At 67.6% G+C, this 23,026-nt stretch carries 20 protein-coding genes and 1 tRNA gene; 15 read left to right on the top strand and 6 right to left on the bottom strand.

Going from position 1 to position 23,026, the window contains the following annotated elements; all coding sequences use genetic code 11:
* Window position 1 precedes the first annotated feature (1 nt).
* From QGN32_RS20080 to QGN32_RS20115, 8 genes are all read left to right on the top strand, one after another.
* On the top strand, window positions 2-1,999 hold the full coding sequence (locus tag QGN32_RS20080; RefSeq protein ID WP_326546017.1) for an ATP-binding protein: 1,998 nt from the start codon (window positions 2-4) through the stop codon (window positions 1,997-1,999).
* Entirely contained in the window at window positions 1,996-3,156 is a 1,161-nt protein-coding gene (locus QGN32_RS20085) for an acyl-CoA dehydrogenase family protein (RefSeq protein ID WP_326546018.1), read from the top strand. The genes QGN32_RS20080 and QGN32_RS20085 overlap by 4 nt, the downstream gene beginning before the upstream one ends.
* The gene (locus tag QGN32_RS20090) at window positions 3,153-3,650 is read left to right on the top strand and encodes a MaoC family dehydratase (RefSeq protein ID WP_326546019.1); all 498 of its coding nucleotides are present in this window, start codon (window positions 3,153-3,155) and stop codon (window positions 3,648-3,650) included. The genes QGN32_RS20085 and QGN32_RS20090 overlap by 4 nt, the downstream gene beginning before the upstream one ends.
* A complete protein-coding gene (locus QGN32_RS20095) occupies window positions 3,650-4,465 on the top strand; it encodes an HpcH/HpaI aldolase/citrate lyase family protein (protein ID WP_442791731.1) in 816 nt (271 codons plus the stop codon). Before QGN32_RS20090 ends, QGN32_RS20095 begins: the two co-directional genes overlap by 1 nt.
* Before the next feature lie 100 nt (window positions 4,466-4,565).
* Entirely contained in the window at window positions 4,566-5,675 is a 1,110-nt protein-coding gene (gene pdhA / locus QGN32_RS20100) for a pyruvate dehydrogenase (acetyl-transferring) E1 component subunit alpha (RefSeq protein WP_326546020.1), read from the top strand.
* Between the two features lies 1 nt (window position 5,676).
* Window positions 5,677-6,729 carry an alpha-ketoacid dehydrogenase subunit beta gene (locus tag QGN32_RS20105; RefSeq protein WP_326546021.1) on the top strand — a complete coding sequence of 351 codons (1,053 nt, stop codon included), beginning with the start codon at window positions 5,677-5,679 and terminating at the stop codon, window positions 6,727-6,729.
* The gene (locus tag QGN32_RS20110; RefSeq protein ID WP_326546022.1) at window positions 6,726-7,913 is read left to right on the top strand and encodes a dihydrolipoamide acetyltransferase family protein; all 1,188 of its coding nucleotides are present in this window, start codon (window positions 6,726-6,728) and stop codon (window positions 7,911-7,913) included. The genes QGN32_RS20105 and QGN32_RS20110 overlap by 4 nt, the downstream gene beginning before the upstream one ends.
* Window positions 7,914-7,916: 3 nt before the next feature.
* Complete coding sequence (locus QGN32_RS20115) at window positions 7,917-8,303, top strand: YchJ family protein (RefSeq protein ID WP_326546023.1); 387 nt, start codon at window positions 7,917-7,919, stop codon at window positions 8,301-8,303.
* Between the two features lie 96 nt (window positions 8,304-8,399).
* Here the strand turns inward: QGN32_RS20115 and QGN32_RS20120 are convergent, their stop codons facing one another.
* The 6 genes from QGN32_RS20120 to QGN32_RS20145 form a co-directional block, all read right to left on the bottom strand.
* The gene (locus QGN32_RS20120; RefSeq protein ID WP_326546024.1) at window positions 8,400-9,152 is read right to left on the bottom strand and encodes an enoyl-CoA hydratase; all 753 of its coding nucleotides are present in this window, start codon (window positions 9,150-9,152) and stop codon (window positions 8,400-8,402) included.
* 28 nt (window positions 9,153-9,180) lie between these two features.
* Window positions 9,181-9,528: a hypothetical protein gene (locus QGN32_RS20125; RefSeq protein ID WP_442791854.1), complete on the bottom strand. Its 348-nt coding sequence runs from the start codon at window positions 9,526-9,528 to the stop codon at window positions 9,181-9,183.
* 96 nt (window positions 9,529-9,624) lie between these two features.
* On the bottom strand, window positions 9,625-10,377 hold the full coding sequence (locus tag QGN32_RS20130; protein ID WP_326546026.1) for an acyl-[acyl-carrier-protein] thioesterase: 753 nt from the start codon (window positions 10,375-10,377) through the stop codon (window positions 9,625-9,627).
* A complete protein-coding gene (locus tag QGN32_RS20135; protein ID WP_326546027.1) occupies window positions 10,374-11,072 on the bottom strand; it encodes a pyrimidine reductase family protein in 699 nt (232 codons plus the stop codon). Before QGN32_RS20135 ends, QGN32_RS20130 begins: the two co-directional genes overlap by 4 nt.
* Window positions 11,069-11,569: a flavin reductase family protein gene (locus QGN32_RS20140; protein ID WP_326546028.1), complete on the bottom strand. Its 501-nt coding sequence runs from the start codon at window positions 11,567-11,569 to the stop codon at window positions 11,069-11,071. Before QGN32_RS20140 ends, QGN32_RS20135 begins: the two co-directional genes overlap by 4 nt.
* A gap of 85 nt (window positions 11,570-11,654) precedes the next feature.
* Window positions 11,655-11,727, bottom strand: a tRNA-Arg gene (locus QGN32_RS20145).
* 127 nt (window positions 11,728-11,854) lie between these two features.
* Here QGN32_RS20145 and QGN32_RS20150 point away from each other — a divergent pair.
* The 7 genes from QGN32_RS20150 to ettA all read left to right on the top strand — a co-directional run bounded on the left by QGN32_RS20150 (window position 11,855) and on the right by ettA (window position 22,909).
* Entirely contained in the window at window positions 11,855-13,339 is a 1,485-nt protein-coding gene (locus tag QGN32_RS20150) for a wax ester/triacylglycerol synthase family O-acyltransferase (protein ID WP_326546029.1), read from the top strand.
* Complete coding sequence (locus tag QGN32_RS20155; RefSeq protein WP_326546030.1) at window positions 13,336-14,979, top strand: HAD-IB family hydrolase; 1,644 nt, start codon at window positions 13,336-13,338, stop codon at window positions 14,977-14,979. Before QGN32_RS20150 ends, QGN32_RS20155 begins: the two co-directional genes overlap by 4 nt.
* Window positions 14,976-17,315 carry a glycerol-3-phosphate 1-O-acyltransferase gene (locus tag QGN32_RS20160; protein WP_326546031.1) on the top strand — a complete coding sequence of 780 codons (2,340 nt, stop codon included), beginning with the start codon at window positions 14,976-14,978 and terminating at the stop codon, window positions 17,313-17,315. Before QGN32_RS20155 ends, QGN32_RS20160 begins: the two co-directional genes overlap by 4 nt.
* 108 nt (window positions 17,316-17,423) lie before the next feature.
* Window positions 17,424-19,424: a bifunctional copper resistance protein CopD/cytochrome c oxidase assembly protein gene (locus tag QGN32_RS20165; RefSeq protein ID WP_326546032.1), complete on the top strand. Its 2,001-nt coding sequence runs from the start codon at window positions 17,424-17,426 to the stop codon at window positions 19,422-19,424.
* Between the two features lie 118 nt (window positions 19,425-19,542).
* Window positions 19,543-20,385: a type IV toxin-antitoxin system AbiEi family antitoxin gene (locus QGN32_RS20170; RefSeq protein WP_326546033.1), complete on the top strand. Its 843-nt coding sequence runs from the start codon at window positions 19,543-19,545 to the stop codon at window positions 20,383-20,385.
* 249 nt (window positions 20,386-20,634) lie between these two features.
* Window positions 20,635-21,093, top strand: a complete 459-nt coding sequence (ssb, locus tag QGN32_RS20175; protein ID WP_326546034.1) for a single-stranded DNA-binding protein — start codon at window positions 20,635-20,637, stop codon at window positions 21,091-21,093.
* A gap of 142 nt (window positions 21,094-21,235) precedes the next feature.
* Entirely contained in the window at window positions 21,236-22,909 is a 1,674-nt protein-coding gene (gene ettA / locus QGN32_RS20180) for an energy-dependent translational throttle protein EttA (RefSeq protein ID WP_326546035.1), read from the top strand.
* The last annotated feature ends 117 nt before the right edge of the window (window positions 22,910-23,026 follow it).

Raw genomic sequence — 23,026 nt, forward strand, 5'->3', positions numbered from 1 at the left:
GATGGCTGAAACCCTGACCTTCCACACCGTCCTGGTCGCCAACCGGGGCGAGATCGCCGTCCGGGTCATCCGCACGTTGCGCGCCATGGGGATACGTTCGGTCGCGGTGTTCAGCGACGCCGATGCCGGCGCCCGCCACGTCGCCGAGGCCGACATCGCGGTGCACATCGGCCCGTCCGCGGCCCGGGAGAGCTACCTCAACATCGACGCGGTGGTCGCCGCGGCCCGACGAACCGGTGCCCAGGCCGTTCATCCCGGCTACGGATTCCTCTCGGAGAACGCACAATTCGCCGCGGCCCTGCGAGACGCCGGTATCGTGTTCATCGGCCCGCCGGTCGGCGCGATCCAGACCATGGGCGACAAGATCGCGGCAAAGGCCGCGGCGTCGGCGTTCGGGGTGCCGGTGGTGCCCGGCGTGTCCCGTCCCGGCCTGTCCGACGACGACCTCGTCGCAGGCGCCGAGGAGGTCGGGTTCCCGGTGCTGGTGAAACCGTCGGCGGGCGGTGGCGGAAAGGGCATGCGCGTGGTGCATGAGCCCGGGCAACTGCCGGCCGCGGTGGCGAGCGCCCGTCGCGAGGCTGCCGCCGCGTTCGGTGACGACACGCTGTTCCTGGAACGGTTCGTGTTGAATCCGCGCCACATCGAGGTACAGGTGCTCGCGGACGGCTACGGCAACGTGGTGCACCTCGGCGAGCGCGAGTGCAGCCTGCAGCGCCGCCATCAGAAGGTCGTCGAGGAGGCACCGTCCCCGCTGCTGGACGAGGCGACGCGGGCGAGGATCGGCGCGGCGGCCTGCGACACCGCGCGTAGCGTCGACTACAGCGGTGCGGGCACGGTCGAGTTCATCGTGTCCGCGGACCGGCCCGACGAATTCTTCTTCATGGAGATGAACACCCGCCTGCAGGTCGAGCACCCGGTCACCGAAATGGTCACCGGCGTCGACCTCGTCGAGCAGCAGGTGCGCATCGCCGCGGGCGAGAAACTGTCGATCGCACAGGACGACATCACCATGACCGGGCATGCCGTCGAGGCCCGGGTTTACGCCGAAGATCCCGGACGCGGTTTCCTGCCGACGGGTGGCCGGGTGTTCGACCTCGTCGAGCCACAGGGACCCGGCGTCCGTGTCGACTCGGGGTTGGCGTGTGGCTCGGTGATCGGCAGCGACTACGACCCGATGCTGTCGAAGGTCATTGCGCACGCCGCCGACCGTGCCGGTGCCCTGCGCGCCCTGGACCGGGCCTTGGCCGATACCGCCGTGCTCGGTGTCACCACCAATATCGAGTTCCTGCGATTCCTTCTCGCCGACCCCGATGTCACCGCGGGCCGCCTCGACACCGGTCTACTCGACCGTCGCGCACCGGGTTTCCAACCGGCGACCGCGCAGGACCGCGACCTGGTCGCCGCTGCGGCATACAAATGGCTGCGCGCATGGCCGCAACCCGTCGCGGACCTGTGGGCCGCCCCGTCGGGCTGGCGGATAGGCCACCATGCGCCCACGACGTACCGGTTGCAGTCCGGTGAGCGCACCGACCACGTCCACCTCACCGGCACACCGGCGGCGGCGAACGCGGTGATCGAAGACGGCCGACCACATCCGCTTTCGGCGTCGCTGGCAGGCGATCGGCTGGCGGTCACGTTCGACGGTGTGCGCACCGATTACGTCGTCGCCGCCGATGACGGACGGGTTTGGCTTGCCGGTGGCGACCGTACCCTCGCGGTCGAGGAGGTTCGTGAGGCCCCGGTGCGGCCGGACGACGCGCACAGCGGCGACGCCGAGCTGACCAGCCCCATGCCGGGTTCCATTGTGGCAGTCGGGGTCGGCGATGGCGATCGGGTTGCCGCGGGCACTGTTGTGGTGACCGTCGAGGCGATGAAGATGGAACACGCACTGACCGCGCCCGTCGACGGCGTGGTCGAACTCCTTGTCGCACAAGGAGATCAAGTCAAGGTGGGTCAACTGCTGGCCCGGATAACGGCAACCGAGGAGCCGCAAGCATGAGCAACGTTCTGGCCACCGGCATGCTGCCGGACCACTATGAACAGTTGACGAAGACCGTCCGCGACTTCGCCCAGAGCGTGGTGGCGCCCGTCGCCGCCAAACACGACGAGGAACACTCGTTCCCGTACGAGGTGGTGGCGGGGATGGCCGACATGGGCCTTTTCGGCCTGCCGTTCCCCGAAGAGTTCGGCGGCATGGGTGGCGACTACTTCGCTTTGTGCCTTGCCCTGGAGGAACTCGGCAAGGTCGACCAGAGCGTCGCGATCACGCTCGAGGCGGGGGTGTCGCTGGGCGCGATGCCGGTGTACCGGTTCGGTAGCGAAGAGCAGAAGCAGGAATGGCTGCCGCTGCTGGCCAGCGGTAAGGCGCTCGGCGCGTTCGGGCTCACCGAGGCCGGCGGCGGCAGCGACGCCGGCGCCACCAAGACCACCGCCCGCCTCGACGACGGCCACTGGGTCATCAACGGCTCCAAACAGTTCATCACCAACTCGGGCACCGATATCACCAAGCTGGTGACCGTGACCGCTGTGACGGGGGGTGGCGGGGGCAAGAAGGAGATTTCGTCGATCCTGGTACCGGTGCCCATCGAGGGTTTCACCGCCGAACCGGCGTACAGCAAGGTCGGCTGGAACGCGTCGGACACCCACCCGTTGAGCTTCGACGACGTGCGGGTTCCCGAGGCCAACCTGCTCGGCGAACGCGGCCGGGGATATGCGAATTTCCTGCGCATCCTCGACGAGGGCCGGATCGCGATCGCCGCGCTGTCGGTGGGTGCGGCGCAGGGCTGTGTCGACGAATCGGTCAAGTACGCCAAGGAACGCGAGGCGTTCGGCGCGGCGATCGGCAGCTACCAGGCGATCGCATTCAAGATCGCGCGGATGGAGGCGCGGGCGCATATCGCCCGAACGGCCTACTACGACGCCGCCGCACTGATGCTGGCGGGAAAGCCGTTCAAGAAGGCGGCCTCGATCGCCAAGATGGTGGCCAGTGAGGCCGCGATGGACAACGCTCGCGACGCCACCCAGATCTTCGGCGGGTACGGCTTCATGAACGAGTACTCCGTCGCGCGGCACTACCGCGACAGCAAGATTCTCGAAATCGGCGAGGGCACAACGGAAGTGCAGTTGATGTTGATCGGACGGGAGCTGGGTCTGTGAGTGACAAGAAGGTGATCGTTCAGCGTGGTCTCTGGTATGAGGAGTTCGAGACCGGCGTCCTGTACCAGCACCGGCCGGGGCGCACGATCACCGAGGCGGACAACGTGTTGTTCACGACGCTGACGATGAACACCCAGGCGCTGCACCTGGACGCCGCGTTCTCCGACGCTTTGCCGCCGTTCAATCAGCGGCTGGTCAACTCGATGTTCACACTGTCCACCCTCGTCGGGTTGTCGGTGGCTCAGCTGACGCAGGGCACCATCGTGGGCAACCTGGGCTTCGGCGAAATCGCCTTTCCAAAACCGCTTTTCCACGGCGACACGCTTTATGCCGAATCCGAGGTGATCGAAAAGCGGGAGTCGAAGAGCCGGCCGGGGGAGGGCATCGTGACCTTCTCGCACGTCGGGCGGAACCAGCACGGTGACATCGTGGCGACCGCTTCGCGAAAAACCATGGTGCGCATGCAGCCGACGGGACCGGGGGGAGAAGCATAGTGGTCCCGGCGAGCGGACCGGCCTGGCTGTTCTGTCCGGCCGATCGGCCGGAACGGTTCGAAAAGGCCGCCGCGGCCGCCGATGTCGTGATCCTCGACCTCGAGGACGGCGTCGCCGCCAAAGACCGGGAGGCCGCTCGCGCGGCGCTCGTCGAGACGCCGCTGGACCCGCAGCGCACGGTGGTGCGGGTCAACCCCAGCAGCACACCGGATCATCCGCTCGACCTGGAAGCACTGTCGAAGACCGACTACACCACGGTCATGCTCGCCAAGACCGAGCAGCCACGGCAGGTGCGCGATCTGGCGCCGCTGGACGTCGTGGTGCTGATCGAGACGCCGCTGGGCGCCCTCGCCGTTACCGACCTGGCGCGCATGGACAACGCGGTCGCGCTGATGTGGGGTGCCGAGGACTTGTTCGCGGTGACCGGCGGCACGGCGAACCGGTATCCCGACGGCAGCTATCGCGAAGTCGCCAAGCACGTGCGGTCGCAGACACTGCTGGCCGCCAAGGCATATGGGCGGATGGCGCTCGACTCCGTGTACCTCGACATTAAGGACCTCGACGGCCTCCGCGGCGAGGTCGACGACGCGGTCGCGGTGGGCTTCGACGTGAAGGTCGCGATTCACCCTTCGCAGGTCGCGGTCATCCGTGACGGCTATGCGCCGACCGCCGAGCAGGTGCAGTGGGCGCGACACGTGCTGGCCGCGGCCCGCGATGCCCGGGGCGTCTTCCAGTTCGAGGGCATAATGGTGGATGCCCCAGTACTGCGGCGAGCAGAGCGCATCGTCGCGTTAGCGCCCCACCCCGGCGACTAGCCGACAGCCTCCCACCGGAGGGCCTGCTCTACCCGCCTCCGTGCTGAGCACCTCAGTCGACTGACGGCGCGACCCGTCGTCAGTGGCCCTAGGAGGCGGTATGGCAGGGTTGGCTTCGGCACCCCTCGAGTCGCTCGACGTCGAGATGGAGCCCATACAGCTGGTCGCCCCGGACGGGACGCCGACCACGTCGGACGCGGCCACCCGATACCGCAGAGACCTTCCACCCGAGACACTCGGCTGGCTCTACGAATCGATGGTCCTCACCCGCGACCTCGACGGCGAATTCGTCAACCTGCAGCGACAGGGCGAACTGGCGCTGTTCGCCTCGTGCCGCGGCCAGGAGGCCGCCCAGATCGGCGCCGCCGCATGCCTGCGCAAGACCGACTGGCTGTTTCCGCAGTACCGCGAGATCGGCGCCTTCCTGCTGCGCGGCATCACACCCGCTCAGATCGGCGCGGTGTGGCGGGGTAAATGGCACGGCGGACCGGGTTTCACCGAGAAGTGCGTCGCCCCGATCGCGATCCCCATCGGTACGCAGAGCCTGCACGCCGTGGGCGCGGCGATGGCGGCCCAACGGCTTGGCGAGGATTCGGTGACGGTGGCGTTCATCGGCGACGGGGCCACCAGCACCGGCGACGTGCACGAGGCGCTGAACGTCGCCGCGGTGTACCGGGCGCCGTGCGTGTTCTTGGTCCAGAACAACCAGTGGGCGATCTCGGTGCCCGTTCGCCGGCAGATGGCCGGGCCGTCGATCGCGCACCGCGCCACCGGTTACGGCATGCCGGGGATCCGGGTGGACGGCAACGACGTACTGGCGTGCTTCGCGGTGACCGCGCAGGCCGCGCAGCGGGCCAGGGACGGCGGCGGCCCGACGCTGGTCGAGGCGATCACCTATCGGATGGGCCCGCACACCACCTCCGACGATCCGAGTCGCTACCGAAGCCACGAGGAAGTCGAGCAGTGGGCGGCCCGCGACCCGATCACGCGCTACCGCACATATCTGCAGTCGATCGGCGTGTGGTCCGATCGGCTCGAAGAGCGGGTCAGAACCAAATCGAAACGGCTGCGCGCGGGGTTGCGGGACACGATCGTCGGCGCAGAGGACTTCGACGTCACCGACATGTTCGACACGGTCTATCACGACATCACCCCGGACTTGGCGGCTCAACGCGAACAACTCTGCGCGGAATTGGCCAAGGAGGCGTGAGATGACGCAGATCATCGACCGGCCGGCACGCTACGAAGACGAGGAACCTCCCGAGCCGCTCATGACCCCGATGCCGGCCGTGCCGACACTGACCATGGTGCAGGCCATCAACCGCGCATTGCACGACGCGATGGCCTGCGACGATCGGGTACTGGTGTTCGGCGAAGACGTCGCCGCCCTCGGAGGCGTCTTCCGCGTCACCGAGGGGCTTGCCGAAACCTTCGGTCCGCAGCGGTGTTTCGATACGCCGCTGGCGGAGTCGGGGATCGTCGGGATCGCGATCGGCATGGCCATCCGCGGCCTGATTCCGGTGCCCGAGATCCAGTTCGACGGGTTCGCCGCGCCGGCATTCGACCAGATCGTCAGCCACCTGGCCAAGTACCGGATGCGCACCCGGGGCGACGTCGACATGCCGGTGACGATCCGCATCCCGTCCTTCGGTGGAATCGGCGCCGTGGAACACCATTCCGAGTCCACCGAAACCCACTGGCTGCACACCGCCGGACTGAAGGTCGTGGCCCCCTCGACACCGTCGGACGCGTATTGGCTGCTGCGACAGTCGATCACCAGCCGTGACCCCGTCATCTATCTGGAGCCCAAGCGCCGCTACTGGGCCCGTGAAGCCGTCGACACCACGACACCGGGGCTGCCGCTCGGGCGGGCCGCGGTCCGGCGTGTCGGCGCGGACGTCACCGTGGTGACCTACGGCCCGCTGGTCGCCACCGCGCTGAGCGCCGCGGAACTCGCAGCGAAGCGCTGGAGCATCGAGGTGCTCGACCTGCGCACGCTGAACCCGCTGGACTTCGACGCGATAGCGGAATCGGTGCGCCGCACCGGCCGGGTGGTCGTGATGCACGAAGGGCCGCGCACGCTGGGCTTCGGCGCCGAACTGGCGGCGCGCATCCAGGAGGAGTTGTTCTATGAGCTGGAGGCGCCCGTGCTGCGGGCGACAGGGTTCGACACACCGTATCCGCCTGCGCGGCTTGAGAACCTGTGGCTGCCGGGAGTGGACCGGCTACTCGACTGCGTCGAACGAACGATGGAGCAGCCATGACCGTGATGGATTTTCGTGTACCCGATCTGGGTGAGGGCCTCGAGGACGCGACGATCACGGCATGGAGCGTCTCGGTCGGCGACGACGTCGAACTCAACCAGACCCTGTGCACCGTCGAAACCAACAAGGCAGAAGTCGAGATACCCAGTCCCTACGCGGGTCGAGTGGTCGAACTCGGCGGCCGTGCGGGTGAGACGCTGGCCGTCGGCGCCACGCTGGTGCGGATCGCCACCGATGCCGAACCGCCCCCCGCGAAGCGCAAACCGGTGCTGGTCGGATACGGCGCCGATGACGCGATGGACCACAGCAGGCGATCGGCCACACCGCCAACCACTGAGGGGCCACACCGTGCCCGCGCCAAGCCGCCGGTGCGCAAGCTGGCCGCCGAACGAAACGTCGACCTCGGTGCAGTGGCCGGCTCCGGACCGGACGGGGTGATCACCCGCGACGATGTGCTCGCCGCGGCGGGCGCGTCCGCACCCGGCCCGGACATGGCGACGGTCGGGGGCGTGCAGGCCGAGATGGCCCGGCGGATGACATCGTCGCGCAGAGAGATTCCCGACGCGCACACCTCCGTGCAGGTGGACGCAACGAATCTGCTGCGGCTGAGGGACCGACTTCGTGACCGCACCGGCGAGGACGCGCCGATCACGCCGTTCGTGCTGACATTGCGGTTGCTGACGATCGCGCTGGGGCATCACCCCCACCTGAACGCCACTTGGGTGGACACCAACGACGCCGCGCAGATTCACTTCCATTCGGCCCTGCATCTCGGGTTCGGGGTCGCGGCGCCGCGGGGCCTGCTGGTACCGGTCGTCGGCGACGCTCACCTCAAGACGACCCGGGAACTGGCCGAGGCGGTGGCCCGGCTGATCCGCGATGCGCGCGCCGGCACACTGAAACCGACTGAACTACAAGGCTCGACGTTCACCGTGTCCAACTTCGGCGCGCTCGGACTCGACGACGGGGTGCCCGTGATCAACTACCCGGAAGCGGCCATCCTCGGCATCGGCTCGCTCAAGCCGCGCGCAGTCGTCGTCGACGACGAGGTTGTCGCCCGACCGACGATGACGTTGACATGTGCGTTCGACCACCGGATCGCCGACGGCGCAACGGTGGCGGCGTTCATGTGCGAGCTGCGTGACCTGATCGAGGCGCCCGACACTGCGCTGCTGGATCTCTGAAGCATGGGCCACGCCAGGACGCGCGGGTGTCCCTGCGGCAGCGGTGCTGCATACTTTGCCTGCTGCGAACCGCTTCACGACGGTGAGCGCGTGGCGGCGACCGCTGAGCAACTCATGCGGTCGCGCTATGTCGCCTTCGCAAAGGGCCTCGCGGACTATCTTTTTCGTACCTGGCATCCGCGTACGCGCCCGCCGGAGGTGACAGTCGACCCGGACATGACGTGGTGTGGTCTGACGATCACCGACGTGGTCTCCGGTGGCGCCGACGATGAACTCGGCGAGGTGGAGTTCGAGGCACGGTACACCCGCACCGGGCGGCCGGGCGCACTGCACGAGCGCAGCCGGTTCGAGCGTCGCGCGGGCCGCTGGTTCTATCTCGACAGCGTCTGAGTCGCCGCCCCGTCGCGCTGAATTCTGCGTCTAGGGTCGTGGTCTACGAAGCGGCGCAGCCCTGGACGCAGAAACGAGCTCGGACACCGCCAAAAGTCACTTGCGTTTGGCGGCGGCGAGGCGTTCGGCGAACTCGGGGGAGCTGATGGAGGTGGCCTGCGGACCGAGTTCGGTCTCGACCGCGATGCGGTGCTGGTCGACGTCGACGACACCTGGGTTGGCGGTCGCTCGCATCGACGCCTTGGTCGCGAGCACCACCTCACGCGGTGCGCCCGCCGGCCCCTTGGCCAACTCACGCGCGGCGGCCACCGCGTCCTCGGCGACCTCGAGCGCCAGCCCGTACCGCACGGCGGCATCGGCGTCGAACCGCATCCCGAACAGCAACGAGGCGCGGGCAGCCTGTGGCCCGACCGCTCGCTGCAGCATCCAGGTCGCACCGCCGCCCGGGTGGATGCCCAACTTCTGGAAGCGAGGGTCGAAAAGCGCCGCCGGCCCGGCGATACGCACGTCGGCCGCCAGCGCCAGGTTCAGCCCGGCGCCGACCGCCGCGCCGTTGACCGCCGCGATGGTGGGCAGCGCGCAGTTGGCGACCGCGAGGAAGCCGTCGTAGATCCTGAGCAGCCCCTCCTCGGTCGCCGAACCGAGCGCGCTCAGGTCTGCGCCGGCACAGAACGCCTTACCCGCACCCGTGACGATCACCGCGTGCACCTGCGGGTTCGCCTCCGCGGCATCCACGGCTTGGCGCAACGCCGCGGACATCTCGAACGTGACCGCGTTGCGACGCTCCGGGTCGTTGACGGTGAGAACGGCGATGCGGTCCTCGATGTGGACCAGTACGGGATCAATCACCCGCTCAGCCTAGTGACCGCGCCGCTGTTCAGTTCGCGATGGTGAGCGTGACGTTGTGCAGGGCCACCGCGACATCGCTGGGCAGGATGTCGACGAACGTGGGCACGTCGCGGATCGCCCCACCCGAGGCGATCACGTTTCCGGGATAGCTGGGGCTGCACGGAAAGTCGTGGCATCGGTACCAGGAGCCCGGTGCGCTCTGATAGGGAAACATGCTGGGCGCCTGGTCGACTCGATACCGCCCGGGTTCGATCGAAGCCGTCGTCCAACCCGGCCGCGGGTTCGTGCTGACGTTGAAGACGCCGTTGCTGCCGTAGCTCGGCGGGCCGGCATGCGCGGGTATCGCCAACGCGATGGTCAACACGCTGCCTGACACCGCGGCTGCGGTCCTGCGAGCGCGTTTCGAGTTCACCAGCCGAGTGTATCGGCCGGTGGCGGCCGTGACGGAGCTATCGGCGGCACAGCGGCCCGGCTACAACTTGGCGATCAACGCGGCGGCCCGGACGTCGTCGCCCACCGTCAATGCGATGTGCACTCTGTCGCCGCGCCGCGCCCACCGGATCCTGACATCCTCGCCGTACCGGATCGGCCGGCGGTATTCCACGACCGTGCGGTACGGAGCGCGGCAGACGTCGGGAACGTGGGCCATGACTTCGTGGATGGCATGCCAGTAGGCCGTGTTGGTGACGTGCACGAAGAAGTCGATGTCGGTGCGCCGCAACGGAAAAGCCATGACCTCGTCGGCATCGTCGAGGTTGCGGAGCCACGGCCGCCACTTCAGGCGCAGCTCGTCGGTGGTCGTCGCGAACCGCGCGATCAGACTGTCGGAGGCGCGCTGCGGCGTCAGGGTCTTGCTGTTGATGGCGATCCAGAAGCCCTCCGTCTCGATGCGGCCGCCGTCGCTGCCGACCAGGTCGACGCGCATCGTGCACCACCGGGTCGACAACGCCGAGCACCAGCGACTGAACGACACCTCGTTAGGAAACTCGACCGGCTCGATGACGTCGATGACGGTGCGCTGGACGAGCCAATGGGGGTGGTCGTCGGCCTCGCCGGCGTCGACGAGGTTCTCCGCCCCGACCTCCTGGATGTAGCGGGCCACCCCGTCGAGGCGCAGGTGCAGGTCGCCGTCGATGTCGCCGGTGGCGACGCGCCACGCCGTGCGGTAGACGTATCCGGTGTCCGGCAGTGGACTCAGCCGGCGCTCGACGTCGTCGGCGGTCACATCGGGGACCGTGAGTACTTGAGATAGAGGTAATCCGAGTGCGCCAGCGCGTGATTGAGGTGCAACGCGCGCGGAGTGGCGAGGGCGCCGCCACCGAGACCCACGTTCTGTACGCCGGCGAGCCGGGGCGCGATCGTCACGCACAGTTCGTCGATCAGATCGGCCGCTGTCAGTTCATCGAGCAGGGTGGGTCCGCCTTCGCAGAGGATTCGCTTCATGCCGCGCGCCCGGAACTGCGCGAGCAAGTCGGCGAAATCGACGTTCTCCTCACCGGCGAGGACGACCTCGCGACGCTTGTCGGTCGTCAGCGCATGATCCTTGGCCGCTCGTGCGGTCGTCACGAGGATGGGCCGCTGGGCGGAATCCGCGAACATCGTTTCCGGCAGCGCGCCCGAGTTACTGACGACGGCGATCCGGGCAAGGGGCCGACCGCCCTGCCCGGTGGCGACGCGGACGGGACCGTAGCCCTCGGCACGAGCGGTTCCGGCGCCGACCAGGACCGCGTCGGCGAATCCGCGAAGCTCCCGCACCATCGCCTGGTCCACCGGCTCCGAAAGCGGGCCGGCCCGCCCGGCGAAGGCAGCCGCGCCGTCGGCGCTGAAGATCATGTTGGCCCGCACGCCGTTCGGAGGTACCCGGTAGTACTCGAGCAGTTCGGCGAGGCCGGCCACCGTCGCCAGATGCGGTGGTTTCATGCTTCGTGTCCCGGCGTGAGGTCGCGGACATCGGCGGAGGTCACCCAGTCGCCGAAATCGCGCGTCGACTGGCCTGCCACCGGCTCGAGCAGGTGGCCGACGTGATCGCCGACGTCGAAGCGACGACGGATCTCACCGGCGAACCACGCACCGGCATCGTCGAGTATCGGTAAGCCCGCCGGACCGGTGTGCCACGCCGCGCGGTCGAATTTGTTGACCCGGTCACCGGTCTCACTGCCGAAGAGGCGCGCCAGTTCGATGTGCCGACGGGCCACGAGGTGTACGGCCAGGTGGGTGGCCTCGCACCCAACGCGGTAGGTGCGGTTCTTCTTGGACAGGCCGATAAGAAACCCGGGCGGACTGATGCTGGTCTGGCTGGCGAAACCCACCAGACATCCGGCCAGTTCGGCGCCGTTGGTCGTGGTCACCACGAACATCGGGTAGTCCAGCAGTCCCACCAGGGCATCGAATGCTTCGCTCCCTTGAGATTCGGACATCGCTGCAGTATTCCCGTCTGGTGGTCGATGGGTGGGCTCTCGGCGAGCGCATGTTTCGCACACCGGCACGGCGTCCGCCGACGAGCGCCCCCGGCAGGACTCGAACCTGCGACCAGCCGCTTAGAAGGCGGCTGCTCTATCCGCTGAGCTACGAGGGCAGTTGGTCCGGAGTGTATCGCTCCACTGGTCGTCGGCCGTCCTGCAGCTACCAAAGCCTCTCGCGCCCGCTGGCGGCGGACTAGCGTGGTGGCCACACGACTTGACGATGAGGAGGAAGCGCGGCCCATGAGCGACGTGCCGGAACTCGATGCGTCGGGACTTCCCGAGGAACTCAGCCCGTTCGACCAGATCCTGCACCGCGGCGAGGCCAACCCGCGCACCCGGTCGGGGATCATGACCGTCGAGATCCTGGACTGTGCGCCGGACTGGGATACGTTTCGCGCAAAGTTCGAGAACGCGTCGCGCAAGGTGCTGCGGCTGCGGCAGAAGGTGGTGATGCCGACGCTGCCGACCGTGGCGCCGCGGTGGGTCGTCGACCCCGACTTCAACCTCGACTTCCATCTCCGGCGGGTGCGCGCCCCGCAACCCGGCACCTTCCGGCAGGTGCTCGACCTGGCCGAGGTCGCCGCGCAGTCGCCGCTCGACATCTCGCGACCGCTGTGGACGGCCACTCTCGTCGAGGGGCTTGCCGACAACCGCGCCGCGATGGTCGTTCACCTCAGCCACGCGGTCACCGACGGCGTCGGTGGTGTCGAGATGTTCGCGAATCTCTATGACCTCGAGCGTGACCCGCCGCCCCAGCCCGTGCCGCCGCTCCCGATCCCGCAGGACCTTTCGCCCAATGACCTGATGAGACAAGGGATCATTCGGCTGCCGGGAACCATCGCAGGCCGCGTGCGCGGCGCCCTGTTCGGCGCCGCACACGTCGCAGGCGAGGTGATCCGCGATCCGATCTCACGGTTCGGCAGCGCCGTCGAGTACGTCATGTCGGGGGCACGCGTGGTCGGCCCGGCCGCGGATCCGTCGCCGGTCCTGCGGCGCCGGAGCCTGTCGTCGCGTAGCGAGGCGATCGACATCGAGTTCGGCATCTTGCATCGGGCTGCCAAGGCCGCGGACGGCTCCATCAACGACGCGTATCTGGCCGGTTTGTGCGGTGCGCTGCGGCTCTATCACGAAGCGATGGGCGTGCCGATCGAGACGCTGCCGATGGCGGTGCCGGTCAACCTCCGTTCGGACGCCGATCCGGCGGGTGGAAACCGCTTTGCGGGCGTCAATCTTGCGGCGCCGATCGGTCTGACCGATCCGGAAATCCGCATCCGGAACATCCGCTCCCAGATGACCACCAGGCGCGAGGAACGGGCCATCGACATGGTCACCGCCATTGCACCACTGGTGGGTCTGCTACCCGACACGGCCCTGGAGTCGATGGCCGGCTCCATCGTCAACGCCGACGTCCAGGCCAGCAATGTCCCCGTGTACGCCGGTGACACGTTCATCGCCGGCGCCAAAGTCCTACGGCAGTACGGGCTCGGCCCGCTACCGGGGGTCGCGATGATGGTGGTGCTGGTCTCGCGATCCGGCTACTGCACCATCACCAGTCGCTATGACCGCGCGGCGATCGTCGATCCGCAGTTGTGGGCGCGCTGCCTGCTGTCGGGTTTCGACGAGGTGCTCGCCCTCGGCGGCGACGACCGAGCCGAACCCGCCTCGTTCGCCGTCGACACAAGCTCATCCAGTTCACCGTCATCCAATGGGAGTGCAGCGCAATGACTTCGGCAAACGGTGAGCCCTCGCGGCGGACTATGCGGCTGCCGGGGTCGGTCGCCGAGATCCAGGCCAGCCCCCAGGGACCTCAGGTGGGGGCGTTCTTCGACCTCGACGGTACCTTGGTCGCCGGCTTCACCGGTGTGGTGATGACGCAGGACCGATTTCGTCGCCGGCAGATGTCGATGGGGGAGTTCATCGGCATGGTTCAGGCCGGCCTCAACCACCAACTGGGCCGCTCGGAGTTCGAGGACCTGATCGGCAAGGGTGCGCGAATGCTGCGCGGCAACTCGCTCGACGCCGTCGACGAACTCGCCGAGCGGTTGTTCGTCCAGAAGATCGTCAGCCGCATCTACCCCGAGATGCGGGAGTTGGTGCGCGCGCACATGGCCCGGGGCCACACCGTCGTGCTCAGCTCGTCGGCGCTGACGGTCCAGGTGGAGCCCGTCGCGCGGTTTCTCGGCATCGAGAACGTGCTGAGCAACACGTTCGAGATCGACGAAGACGGCTTGCTTACCGGCGAGGTGACCAGACCGATCATCTGGGGGCCCGGTAAGGCCCGGGCGGTGCAGAAGTTCGCCGCCGAGCACGGTGTCGACCTGTCCAAGAGCTACTTCTACGCCGACGGCGACGAGGACGTCGCGCTGATGTACCTAGTCGGTAACCCGCGGCCGACGAACCCCGGAGGCAAGCTCGCCGCGGTCGCCGCCAAGCGCGGCTGGCCCGTGCTGCGCTTCACCAGTCGCAGTGGTGCAAACCCGATTTCGCAACTCCGTACCGCTGCGGGCATCGCGACCATGGGCCCGATCGCGGCTGGGGCAGTCGGGCTGGGCCTGCTGACCCGAAGCAAGCGCACCGGTGTCAACTTCTTCACCGCGGCGTTCGGCCGGGCGCTGATGAGCACGATCGGCATCAACCTCAACGTGCTCGGCAAGGAGAACCTGACCAAGCAGCGGCCCGCGGTGTTCCTGTTCAACCACCGCAACCAGGCCGACCCGTTGATCGCGGGTCATCTGGTGGACACCAATTTCACGTCGGTCGGAAAGAGGGAACTGGAGAAGGATCCCATCGTCGGCACCCTCGGCAGGATCATGGACGCCGCGTTCATCGACCGAGAGGATCCGGAGAAGGCGGTCGAGGGGCTGAAGAAGGTCGAGGATCTGGCCCGCAAGGGGTTGTCGATCCTGATCGCTCCGGAGGGCACGCGGTTGGACACCACCGAGGTCGGACCGTTCAAGAAGGGTCCCTTCCGGATTGCGATGTCAGTCGGTATCCCTCTAGTGCCCATAGTGATTCGCAATGCGGAGGTGATCGCCGCCCGCGATTCGAGCACGTTCAATCCCGGTACGGTCGACGTGGTGGTCTACCCGCCGATACCCGTCGACGACTGGAACCACGACAACATGGAGGACCGCATCGCCGAGGTGCGTCAGCTCTATCTCGACACGTTGGCGGACTGGCCGCACGACAAACTACCCACCCCCGAGCTCTACACCCGCCGCGCGTCCTCGTCGAAGAAGGCGCCCGCCAAGAAGAAGCCGCCCGCCGAGAAGCCCGCGGCCGGCAAACCGGCTGCGAAGAAAGCGGCGGCGAAGACAGCGGTCAAGAAGGCGGCACCGAAATCCGCGGGCAAGGGGCGTCCGTGAAGCTCTCGGCCGACCAGTACACGCCCTTCACGCCCACCGGTGACGCGCTGGTGCTGGCGTCGGCCTCCTCGCCGGCCGAACGGGATCTGCTCGACGACTGGCTCGAGCACCAGCGGCGCGAGCACCCCGAGGCCAAGATCGACGTGCTGCTGTTGCCGTACGACGACCCGCCCGCCGGTGTGCTCGCCCAACTCGTATCCGAACTCGAGGCGGGCGAAGACCGCTCGGTGGTGCCGGTGCGAGTGTTCTGGGTGCCCGGAGGCCTGCCCACCCGGTCCAAGGTGGTGGCGCTGCTCTCCGGCCGCGACACCTACCGTCCGCCCGAGATCCTGCAGCGCCGGATCTTGAGCCGGGACCGGTCGCGGGCCCGTGTCGTCGCCGGTGAACCCGCAAAGGTCTCCGAACTGCGTCAGCAGTGGGCCGACACCACCGTCGCCGAAAACCCCCGCGAATTCGCGCGTTTCGTGATCCGACGTGCGATCCTGGCGATCGAGCGCGTCGAGCTGCGGCTGTTGGGCCCGGAGTACAAGTCGCCCCGGCTGATCAAGCCGGAGTTGTTGGCGTCGGCGCGCTTTCGGGAAGGACTGGAGCGGATCCCGGATGCGGACCTCGACACGGCGGGGGAGATGCTCGACGAACTCTCCACCGGCTGGAGTCGGTTTTCGGTCGATCTGATCCCGTCGCTGGGGCGCGCGATCTTCAGTCGTGGCTTCGATCCGAACATCGACTACGACCGGGACGAAGTCGAGTCGATGCGCCGCAATCTCGAGAACCATCCGGCCGTGCTGCTGTTCTCGCACCGGTCCTACCTGGATGGTGTGATCGTGCCGGTCGCGATGCAGGAGAACCGGTTACCCCCGGTGCACACTTTTGCGGGAATCAATCTCTCGTTCGGCTTCATGGGGCCGTTGATGCGCCATTCCGGCGTGATCTTTTTGCGCCGCAAACTCGACGATCCGCTCTACAAATACGTGCTTCGGCAATTCGTCGGCTACATCGTGGAGAAGCGGTTCAACCTCAGCTGGTCGATCGAAGGCACCCGATCGCGCACCGGAAAGATGTTGCCGCCCAAGCTCGGCCTGCTCGCGTACGTGGCCGACGCCTACCTCGACGGCCGCAGCGAGGACATCCTGCTGCAGCCGGTGTCGATCAGTTTCGACCAGTTGCACGAGACCGCCGAGTACGCCGCCTACGCCCGCGGGGGTGAGAAAACACCCGAAAGCCTGTCGTGGATGTACAACTTCATCAAGGCGCAGGGCGAGCGCAACTACGGCAAGATCTACGTCCGTTTCCCCGAGGCCGTGTCCATGCGCGAATACCTCGGTGTGCCCCACGGTCCCATGACCACCGATGACGACGCCAAACGCCTTGCGCTGCAGAAGATGGCGTTCGAAGTGTCATGGCGGATCCTACGGGCCACGCCGGTGAACGCCTCGGCTCTCGTGTCGGCGCTGTTGCTGTCCACCCGCGGGATCGCGTTGACACTCGACCAGATTCACCACACGCTGCAGCCGTCGCTCGATTACCTGGAGCGCAAGCAGACCCCGATGACCAACAGCGCGTTGCGGTTACGCACGAGCGAGGGCGTCCGGGCAGCGCTCGACGCGCTGTCCAACCGGCACCCCGTCACGTGCGTGGAAGGGGGGCGCGAGCCCGTCTGGCGGATCGCTCCCGAGGACGAACACGAGGCCGCGTTCTACCGCAACACGCTCATCGACGCCTTCCTGGAGACCTCGCTTGTCGAACTGGCGCTCGTGTATGCCGGACGAGCGGAAACCGACCGGCTCGAGGCGTTCTGGTCGCAGGTGATGCGGCTGCGCGACCTGTTGAAGTTCGACTTCTACTTCGCCGACTCCGCGGCGTTTCGTGAGCACGTCGCCGAGGAGCTGTCCTGGCAAGACAGCTGGGAGGAGCAGGTGACGGCGGGCGAAGACCAGGTCGATGCGCTGCTGCGTGCCAAACAACCGTTGTTGGCCGGCGCGTTGCTCAGGCCGTTCTTCGAGGCATACGAGATCGTCGCCGACGTGCTGCGTGATGCGCCCGCCGAAATCGACGAGAAGGACCTGACCAAGAAAGCACTCGGACTGGGCAACCAGTACGTCGCGCAGAGCCGGGTGCGCAGCAACGAATCGGTGTCGGCCCTGCTGTTCGCGACCGCGCGTCAGGTGGTGGCCGACCAGCATCTTCTCCAACCCGCGGCCGATCTCCACGACCGGCGCACCGCGTTCCGCGACGAACTGCGCGGCATCCTGCGCGACATGGACAAAGTCGAGAAGATCGCCCGTCAGCAGTTCTTTGCGCGCGAAATCGAGCGTCGTGTCGCGCGCCGTGCGTAGGCGACCGCATCCCGCTCGCCGAGCGCACGGTGGGTGACACGAATCGCGAGTGGTGCGGTAAACAACCGCGCTGTCGGCGAGCTTGAGCTGCCGCCATACGCTGGTGCTATGACGACGGCGGTATCGGGCGTGCGCAGTAGCGCAGTATGGCCGGTGCTCGCTGGAGTGGCGGTTCTCGCGGGCTCGGTCGCAGCGGGGATCGGCGCGCTGTCGCTGGCCGACGCGCTGAGCGCGACCGGGTTGCCGGATCCCGGCCCGGTCACCACCTACGGGCTGCCGTTCGTGCGGGCGGCCGGCGAGATCGCGGCGGTCATCGCGGTGGGATCCTTCCTGTTCGCGGCGTTCCTGGTGCCACCGCAAGCCAACGGCGTGCTCGATGCGGCCGGTTACCGAGCGTTGCGCCTGGGCACCCGCGCGTCGGCCGTGTGGACCGTGTGCGCGGCGCTGATGGTTCCGCTGACCGTGTCGGATGTCTCCGGCCAGGCGTTGAGCCAGAACCTCGATCCGGTGGCGGTCTGGTCGGCCGCCGGCCTCGTCGAGACGGTCGGCGCATGGCGGTGGACCGCGTTCCTCGCCGCGGCAGTCACCGTGGCCAGCCTCCCGGTGCTGCGCTGGACGTGGACGCCGATCCTGCTGGCAGCCGCGCTGGCGACGCTCGTCCCGCTCGGCTTGACCGGGCACTCGTCGACCGGCGGCGCCCACGACCTGGCGACCAACAGTCTGCTGTTCCACCTCGGTGCGGCAGCGTTGTGGGCGGGTGGGCTGCTGGCCCTGTTGGTGCACGCGATGCGCCGAGGCAGCCACGCCGACCTCGCGGCGCGCCGGTTCTCGGCGCTGGCGCTGTGGTGTTTCGTGGTGATGGCCATCAGCGGCGTGGTCAATGCGCTGGTGCGGGTCGAGCCCGCCGACCTTATTCGCACCGAGTACGGCCTGCTGGTCGTGGCCAAAGCGGTGGCCTTGGTCCTGCTCGGGCTGATCGGTTGGGGGCAACGCCGCTCGGGGGTCGCCGCGCTGCAGGCCGACCCGGACGCGCGCGGCCCGTTGATCCGGCTGGCGCTGCTCGAAGCGATGCTGTTCGGTGCGACGTTCGGCATCGCGGTCGGGCTCGGGCGTACCCCTCCGCCGCCCTTGGCCGAACAGCCCAGCCCGGTGGAGGTGGCCATCGGATACGACCTCGCCGGCCCGCCCACCTTCGCACGGGTGATGCTCGACTGGCGCTTCGATCTGATCTTCGGCACCGCCGCGATCGTGCTTGCGGTGGTGTATCTGCTCGGTGTGCGAAGGCTCCGGCGTCGCGGCGACACCTGGCCGCTGGGCCGGACGCTCGGCTGGTTGTGCGGTTGTGCCACGCTGCTGATCGCGACATCGTCGGGCCTGGGCCGGTACATGCCGGCGATGTTCTCGATGCACATGATCGCCCACATGTTGCTGTCGATGCTGGTGCCGATCCTGTTGGTGCTCGGCGCGCCCATGACGCTGGCGCTGCGGGCGCTGCCGGCCGCAGGCCGCGGGGATCCGCCCGGTCCACGGGAGTGGCTGCTGGCGGCGCTGCACTCACGGTTCTCGCGTTTCTTCACCAACCCCATCGTGGCGACGGTGATGTTCGTCGCCGGCTTCTACGGGCTGTACTTCAGCGGCCTCTACGACGCTGCCGTCGACAAGCACGGCGCCCACGTGTTGATGAACGTGCACTTCCTGCTCAGCGGATACCTCTTCTACTGGGTGACGATCGGCATCGACCCGGCACCGCGGCAGATCCCCCATCTGGGCAAGATCGGGATGGTGTTCGCGTCCCTGCCGTTGCACGCGTTCTTCGGTGTGGTGTTGATGGGCACGAAGAGCGTGCTGGGCGAGCCGTTCTACCGGTCCCTGCAGCTGAGCTGGCACACCGATCTGCTTTCCGATCAGCGGACAGGCGGCAGCATCGCCTGGGCGGCGGGCGAGGTTCCACTCGTGATCGTGATGATCGCGCTGTTGATCCAGTGGTCGCGCAGCGATCGGCGCACCGCGAAGCGGATGGACCGGGCCGCCGAACGCGACGACGACGCGGAGCTGGCGGCCTACAACGCGATGCTCGCCGAACTCGCCCGACGCGACGCGTCTCGCTGAGTCGGCCCGAGTCGAGCGTCCAGACCGACGCTTTGGCTGGTTTCCGGCCGCCGAGACGACCATTGCGTCGGTTTCGAGAACAGTGGAGCGTGTCCAGCGGTCACGGCGTCCTAACTGTGTGGAGATTCCCTTCGTCGGCAGTGACGCCGTCGCCACCGGCCAGCTCACCCGAGCCCACCTGCGCAGTCAGTATCGACCGCTGTACCGCGGCATCTACGTCCCGCGACGCCATGAGGTGTCGCTGCGCGACAGGATCGTCGGCGTATCCCTCGCCTCGCCCTCGGCGGTGATCGCCGGAGTGGCCGCCTCCGCGATGCACGGGGCGAAATGGGTCGGCGACGACGTTCCGATCGAACTGGTCGCGGCGGTCCGGCGCCAACGCGGGCTGATCGTCCGCGACGAGACCCTGGACGAGGACGAGGTCACCGCGGTCGCGGACATCCAGGTGACCACCCCGGCTCGGACCGCGTTCGACCTGGGCCGGCATCAGCCGCGCGACCGGGCTGTCGCACGGCTGGACGCGTTGATGAACGCCCGCCCGTTCGCTGCCGAGGATGTCGCGCTACTGGCGAAACGTCATCGCGGTGTCCGCGGTCTGCGGCTGCTACGGATGGCGTTGCCGCTGGTCGACGGCGGTGCCGAGTCGCCGATGGAGACCTGGCTGCGGCTGCTCTTCGTCGATGCCGGGCTACCTTGCCCCACGACGCAATTCGTCGTCCATGACGAGTCGGGCCGCTACGTCCGGCGCATCGACATGTGCTGGGAGGAGTTCAAAGTCGGCGCCGAATACGACGGAAAACAACACCTCACCAGCCGGCGACAATATGTCCTCGACGTTCAGGCCAACCGCGCGTTGCAGCGGCTTGGCTGGCACGTCATCCATGTCATCAAAGAGGACCGCGGGGCCGACATCGTCGACCAGGCACGCACCGCGCTGCTGTCGCGGGGCTGGCGCCCCTAGGCCCCGTGTGGTGTTCGCTGCGGTGTTCGCTCGAAACCGACGCAATGGTCGATCGCGCGCGGGCGGACCAGCCAAAGCGTCGGTCTGGGCGACACGAAGCCGGCCATCCCCAACGTCCGATCCATCCACAGGGCCGACCGACACCGGGTCGTCGCACCGCCTCCGGTGTCGGCCCGGCGGCGCTCAATGACGGTGTCACCGACGCGCCACCGGGGCCGTCGGCAAACAAACAAGTTGGAGGAGATCGACATGTTCGAGACACCGTTCACCATCGTCGGCAACATCGTCACCGACCCGATCCACCGCCGGGTCGGAGATCAGGAGATGGTCCGGTTCCGCGTTGCGAGCAACTCACGCCGCCGCACGGCCGAAGGAACATGGGAGCCGGGAAACTCGTTGTTCGTCACGGTGAACTGCTGGGGGCGGGTCGTCGCCGGGGCCAGCGCCGCGTTGGTCAAGGGCGATCCCGTCATCGTCGTCGGGCACGTCTACACCAGTGAGTACGACGACCGTGACGGCAATCGACGCTCATCGGTCGAGGTGCGAGCGACGTCGGTCGGCCCGGACCTGGCCCGTTGTACTGCACGTATCGATCGGGCCAAGCAGCAGAGCGACCAGCGGTGCACCGATCCGGACGGCCAGTCCGGGAACGTCGGTGATGACGACGAGGCGGAGCAGCCCGACACGGCGCTGCCCCTGACCGCGTAGCGGCCACCCGGTCGGCGCAGCCGTTTGAGGAGCTCTCGGCTGCGCCGCCGACAACTCTGTCGGTACCGCTGAGGAGGCCACGCCTACGATGGTCCGCGAGCATCACCCCTTGGATCGCGATTTCTGAAAGGCAAACCACGGCATGGCCGAATTCATCTATTCGATGCGGAGGGTCCGCAAGGCGCACGGCGACAAGGTCATCCTCGACGACGTCAGCCTGAACTTCCTTCCGGGCGCGAAGATCGGCGTCGTCGGCCCCAACGGGGCGGGCAAGTCGAGCGTCTTGCGGATCATGGCGGGGCTGGATCAGCCCAACAACGGTGACGCGTTACTGCAGCCCGGCGCGACCGTGGGCATCCTGCAGCAGGAACCGCCGCTCAACGAGGAGAAGACGGTTCGCGAGAACGTCGAAGAGGGCGTGGCGATCAAGGAGAGGCTCGACCGCTACAACGAGGTCGCCGAGTTGATGGCCACCGACTACTCCGATGAGCTGATGGAGGAGATGGGCCGGCTGCAGGAGGAGCTCGACGCCGCCGACGCGTGGGACATCGACTCCCAGCTCGAGCAGGCGATGGACGCGCTGCGCTGCCCGCCGCCCGACGAACCGGTCACACATCTTTCCGGCGGTGAACGTCGCCGGGTCGCGTTGTGCAAGCTGCTGCTGTCCAAACCCGATCTGCTACTCCTCGACGAGCCCACCAACCACCTGGACGCCGAGAGCGTGCAGTGGCTCGAACAGCACCTTGCGGAGTACAAGGGCGCGATCCTGGCGGTCACCCACGACCGGTACTTCCTGGACAACGTCGCCGAGTGGATCCTCGAGCTCGACCGCGGCCGCGCCTATCCGTACGAGGGCAACTATTCGACGTATCTGGAGAAGAAGGCCGAACGCGTCGCCGTGCAGGGGCGCAAGGACGCCAAACTGCAGAAGCGGCTCCAGGATGAGCTCGCGTGGGTGCGCTCGGGCGCTAAGGCGCGCCAGGCCAAGAGCAAGGCCCGTCTGCAGCGCTACGAGGAGATGGCCGCGGAGGCGGAGAAGACCCGCAAGCTCGACTTCGAGGAGATCCAGATCCCGACGCCGCCGCGGCTGGGCAACCTCGTCGTCGAGGTCAAGAACCTGGACAAGGGGTTCGGTGGCCGCACCCTGATCAAGGACCTGTCGTTCACGCTGCCGCGAAACGGCATCGTCGGCGTGATCGGTCCCAACGGCGTGGGCAAGACCACGCTGTTCAAAACCATCGTCGGTCTCGAACAGCCCGACAGCGGCACGGTGAAGGTCGGCGAGACCGTCAAGCTGAGCTACGTCGACCAGTCCCGTGCGGGCATCGACCCGAAGAAGACCGTGTGGGAGGTCGTCTCCGACGGGCTGGACTACATCGAGGTCGGCCAGAACGAGATCCCGTCGCGCGCGTACGTATCCGCATTCGGTTTCAAGGGTCCCGATCAGCAGAAGCCGGCGGGCGTGCTGTCCGGCGGTGAACGCAACCGGCTCAACCTGGCGCTGACCCTCAAGGAGGGCGGCAACCTGATACTGCTCGACGAGCCGACCAACGACCTCGACGTGGAAACGTTGTCCTCGTTGGAGAACGCGCTCGAGAGCTTCCCCGGCTGTGCGGTGGTGATCTCCCACGACCGCTGGTTCCTCGACCGCACGTGCACCCACATCCTCGCGTGGGAGGGTGACGAGCACAACGAGGCCAAGTGGTTCTGGTTCGAGGGCAACTTCGGCGCCTACGAAGAGAACAAAGTGGAACGACTTGGGGTCGAAGCTGCGCGTCCACACCGGGTGACCTACCGCAAGCTCACGCGCGACTGATCCGGCGGGTAGGCGCGCTGGTGGCTCCCGAAGCAAGAAGGGGGCCGACCCAGCTGAAAGGCTTACCCAGCTGAAAGGCTAGGGGGACGACTGGCTGGACTACTAAGGTCACCTGCA

It is taken from the genome of Mycolicibacterium sp. ND9-15, assembly GCF_035918395.1.
Lineage (GTDB): Bacteria > Actinomycetota > Actinomycetes > Mycobacteriales > Mycobacteriaceae > Mycobacterium.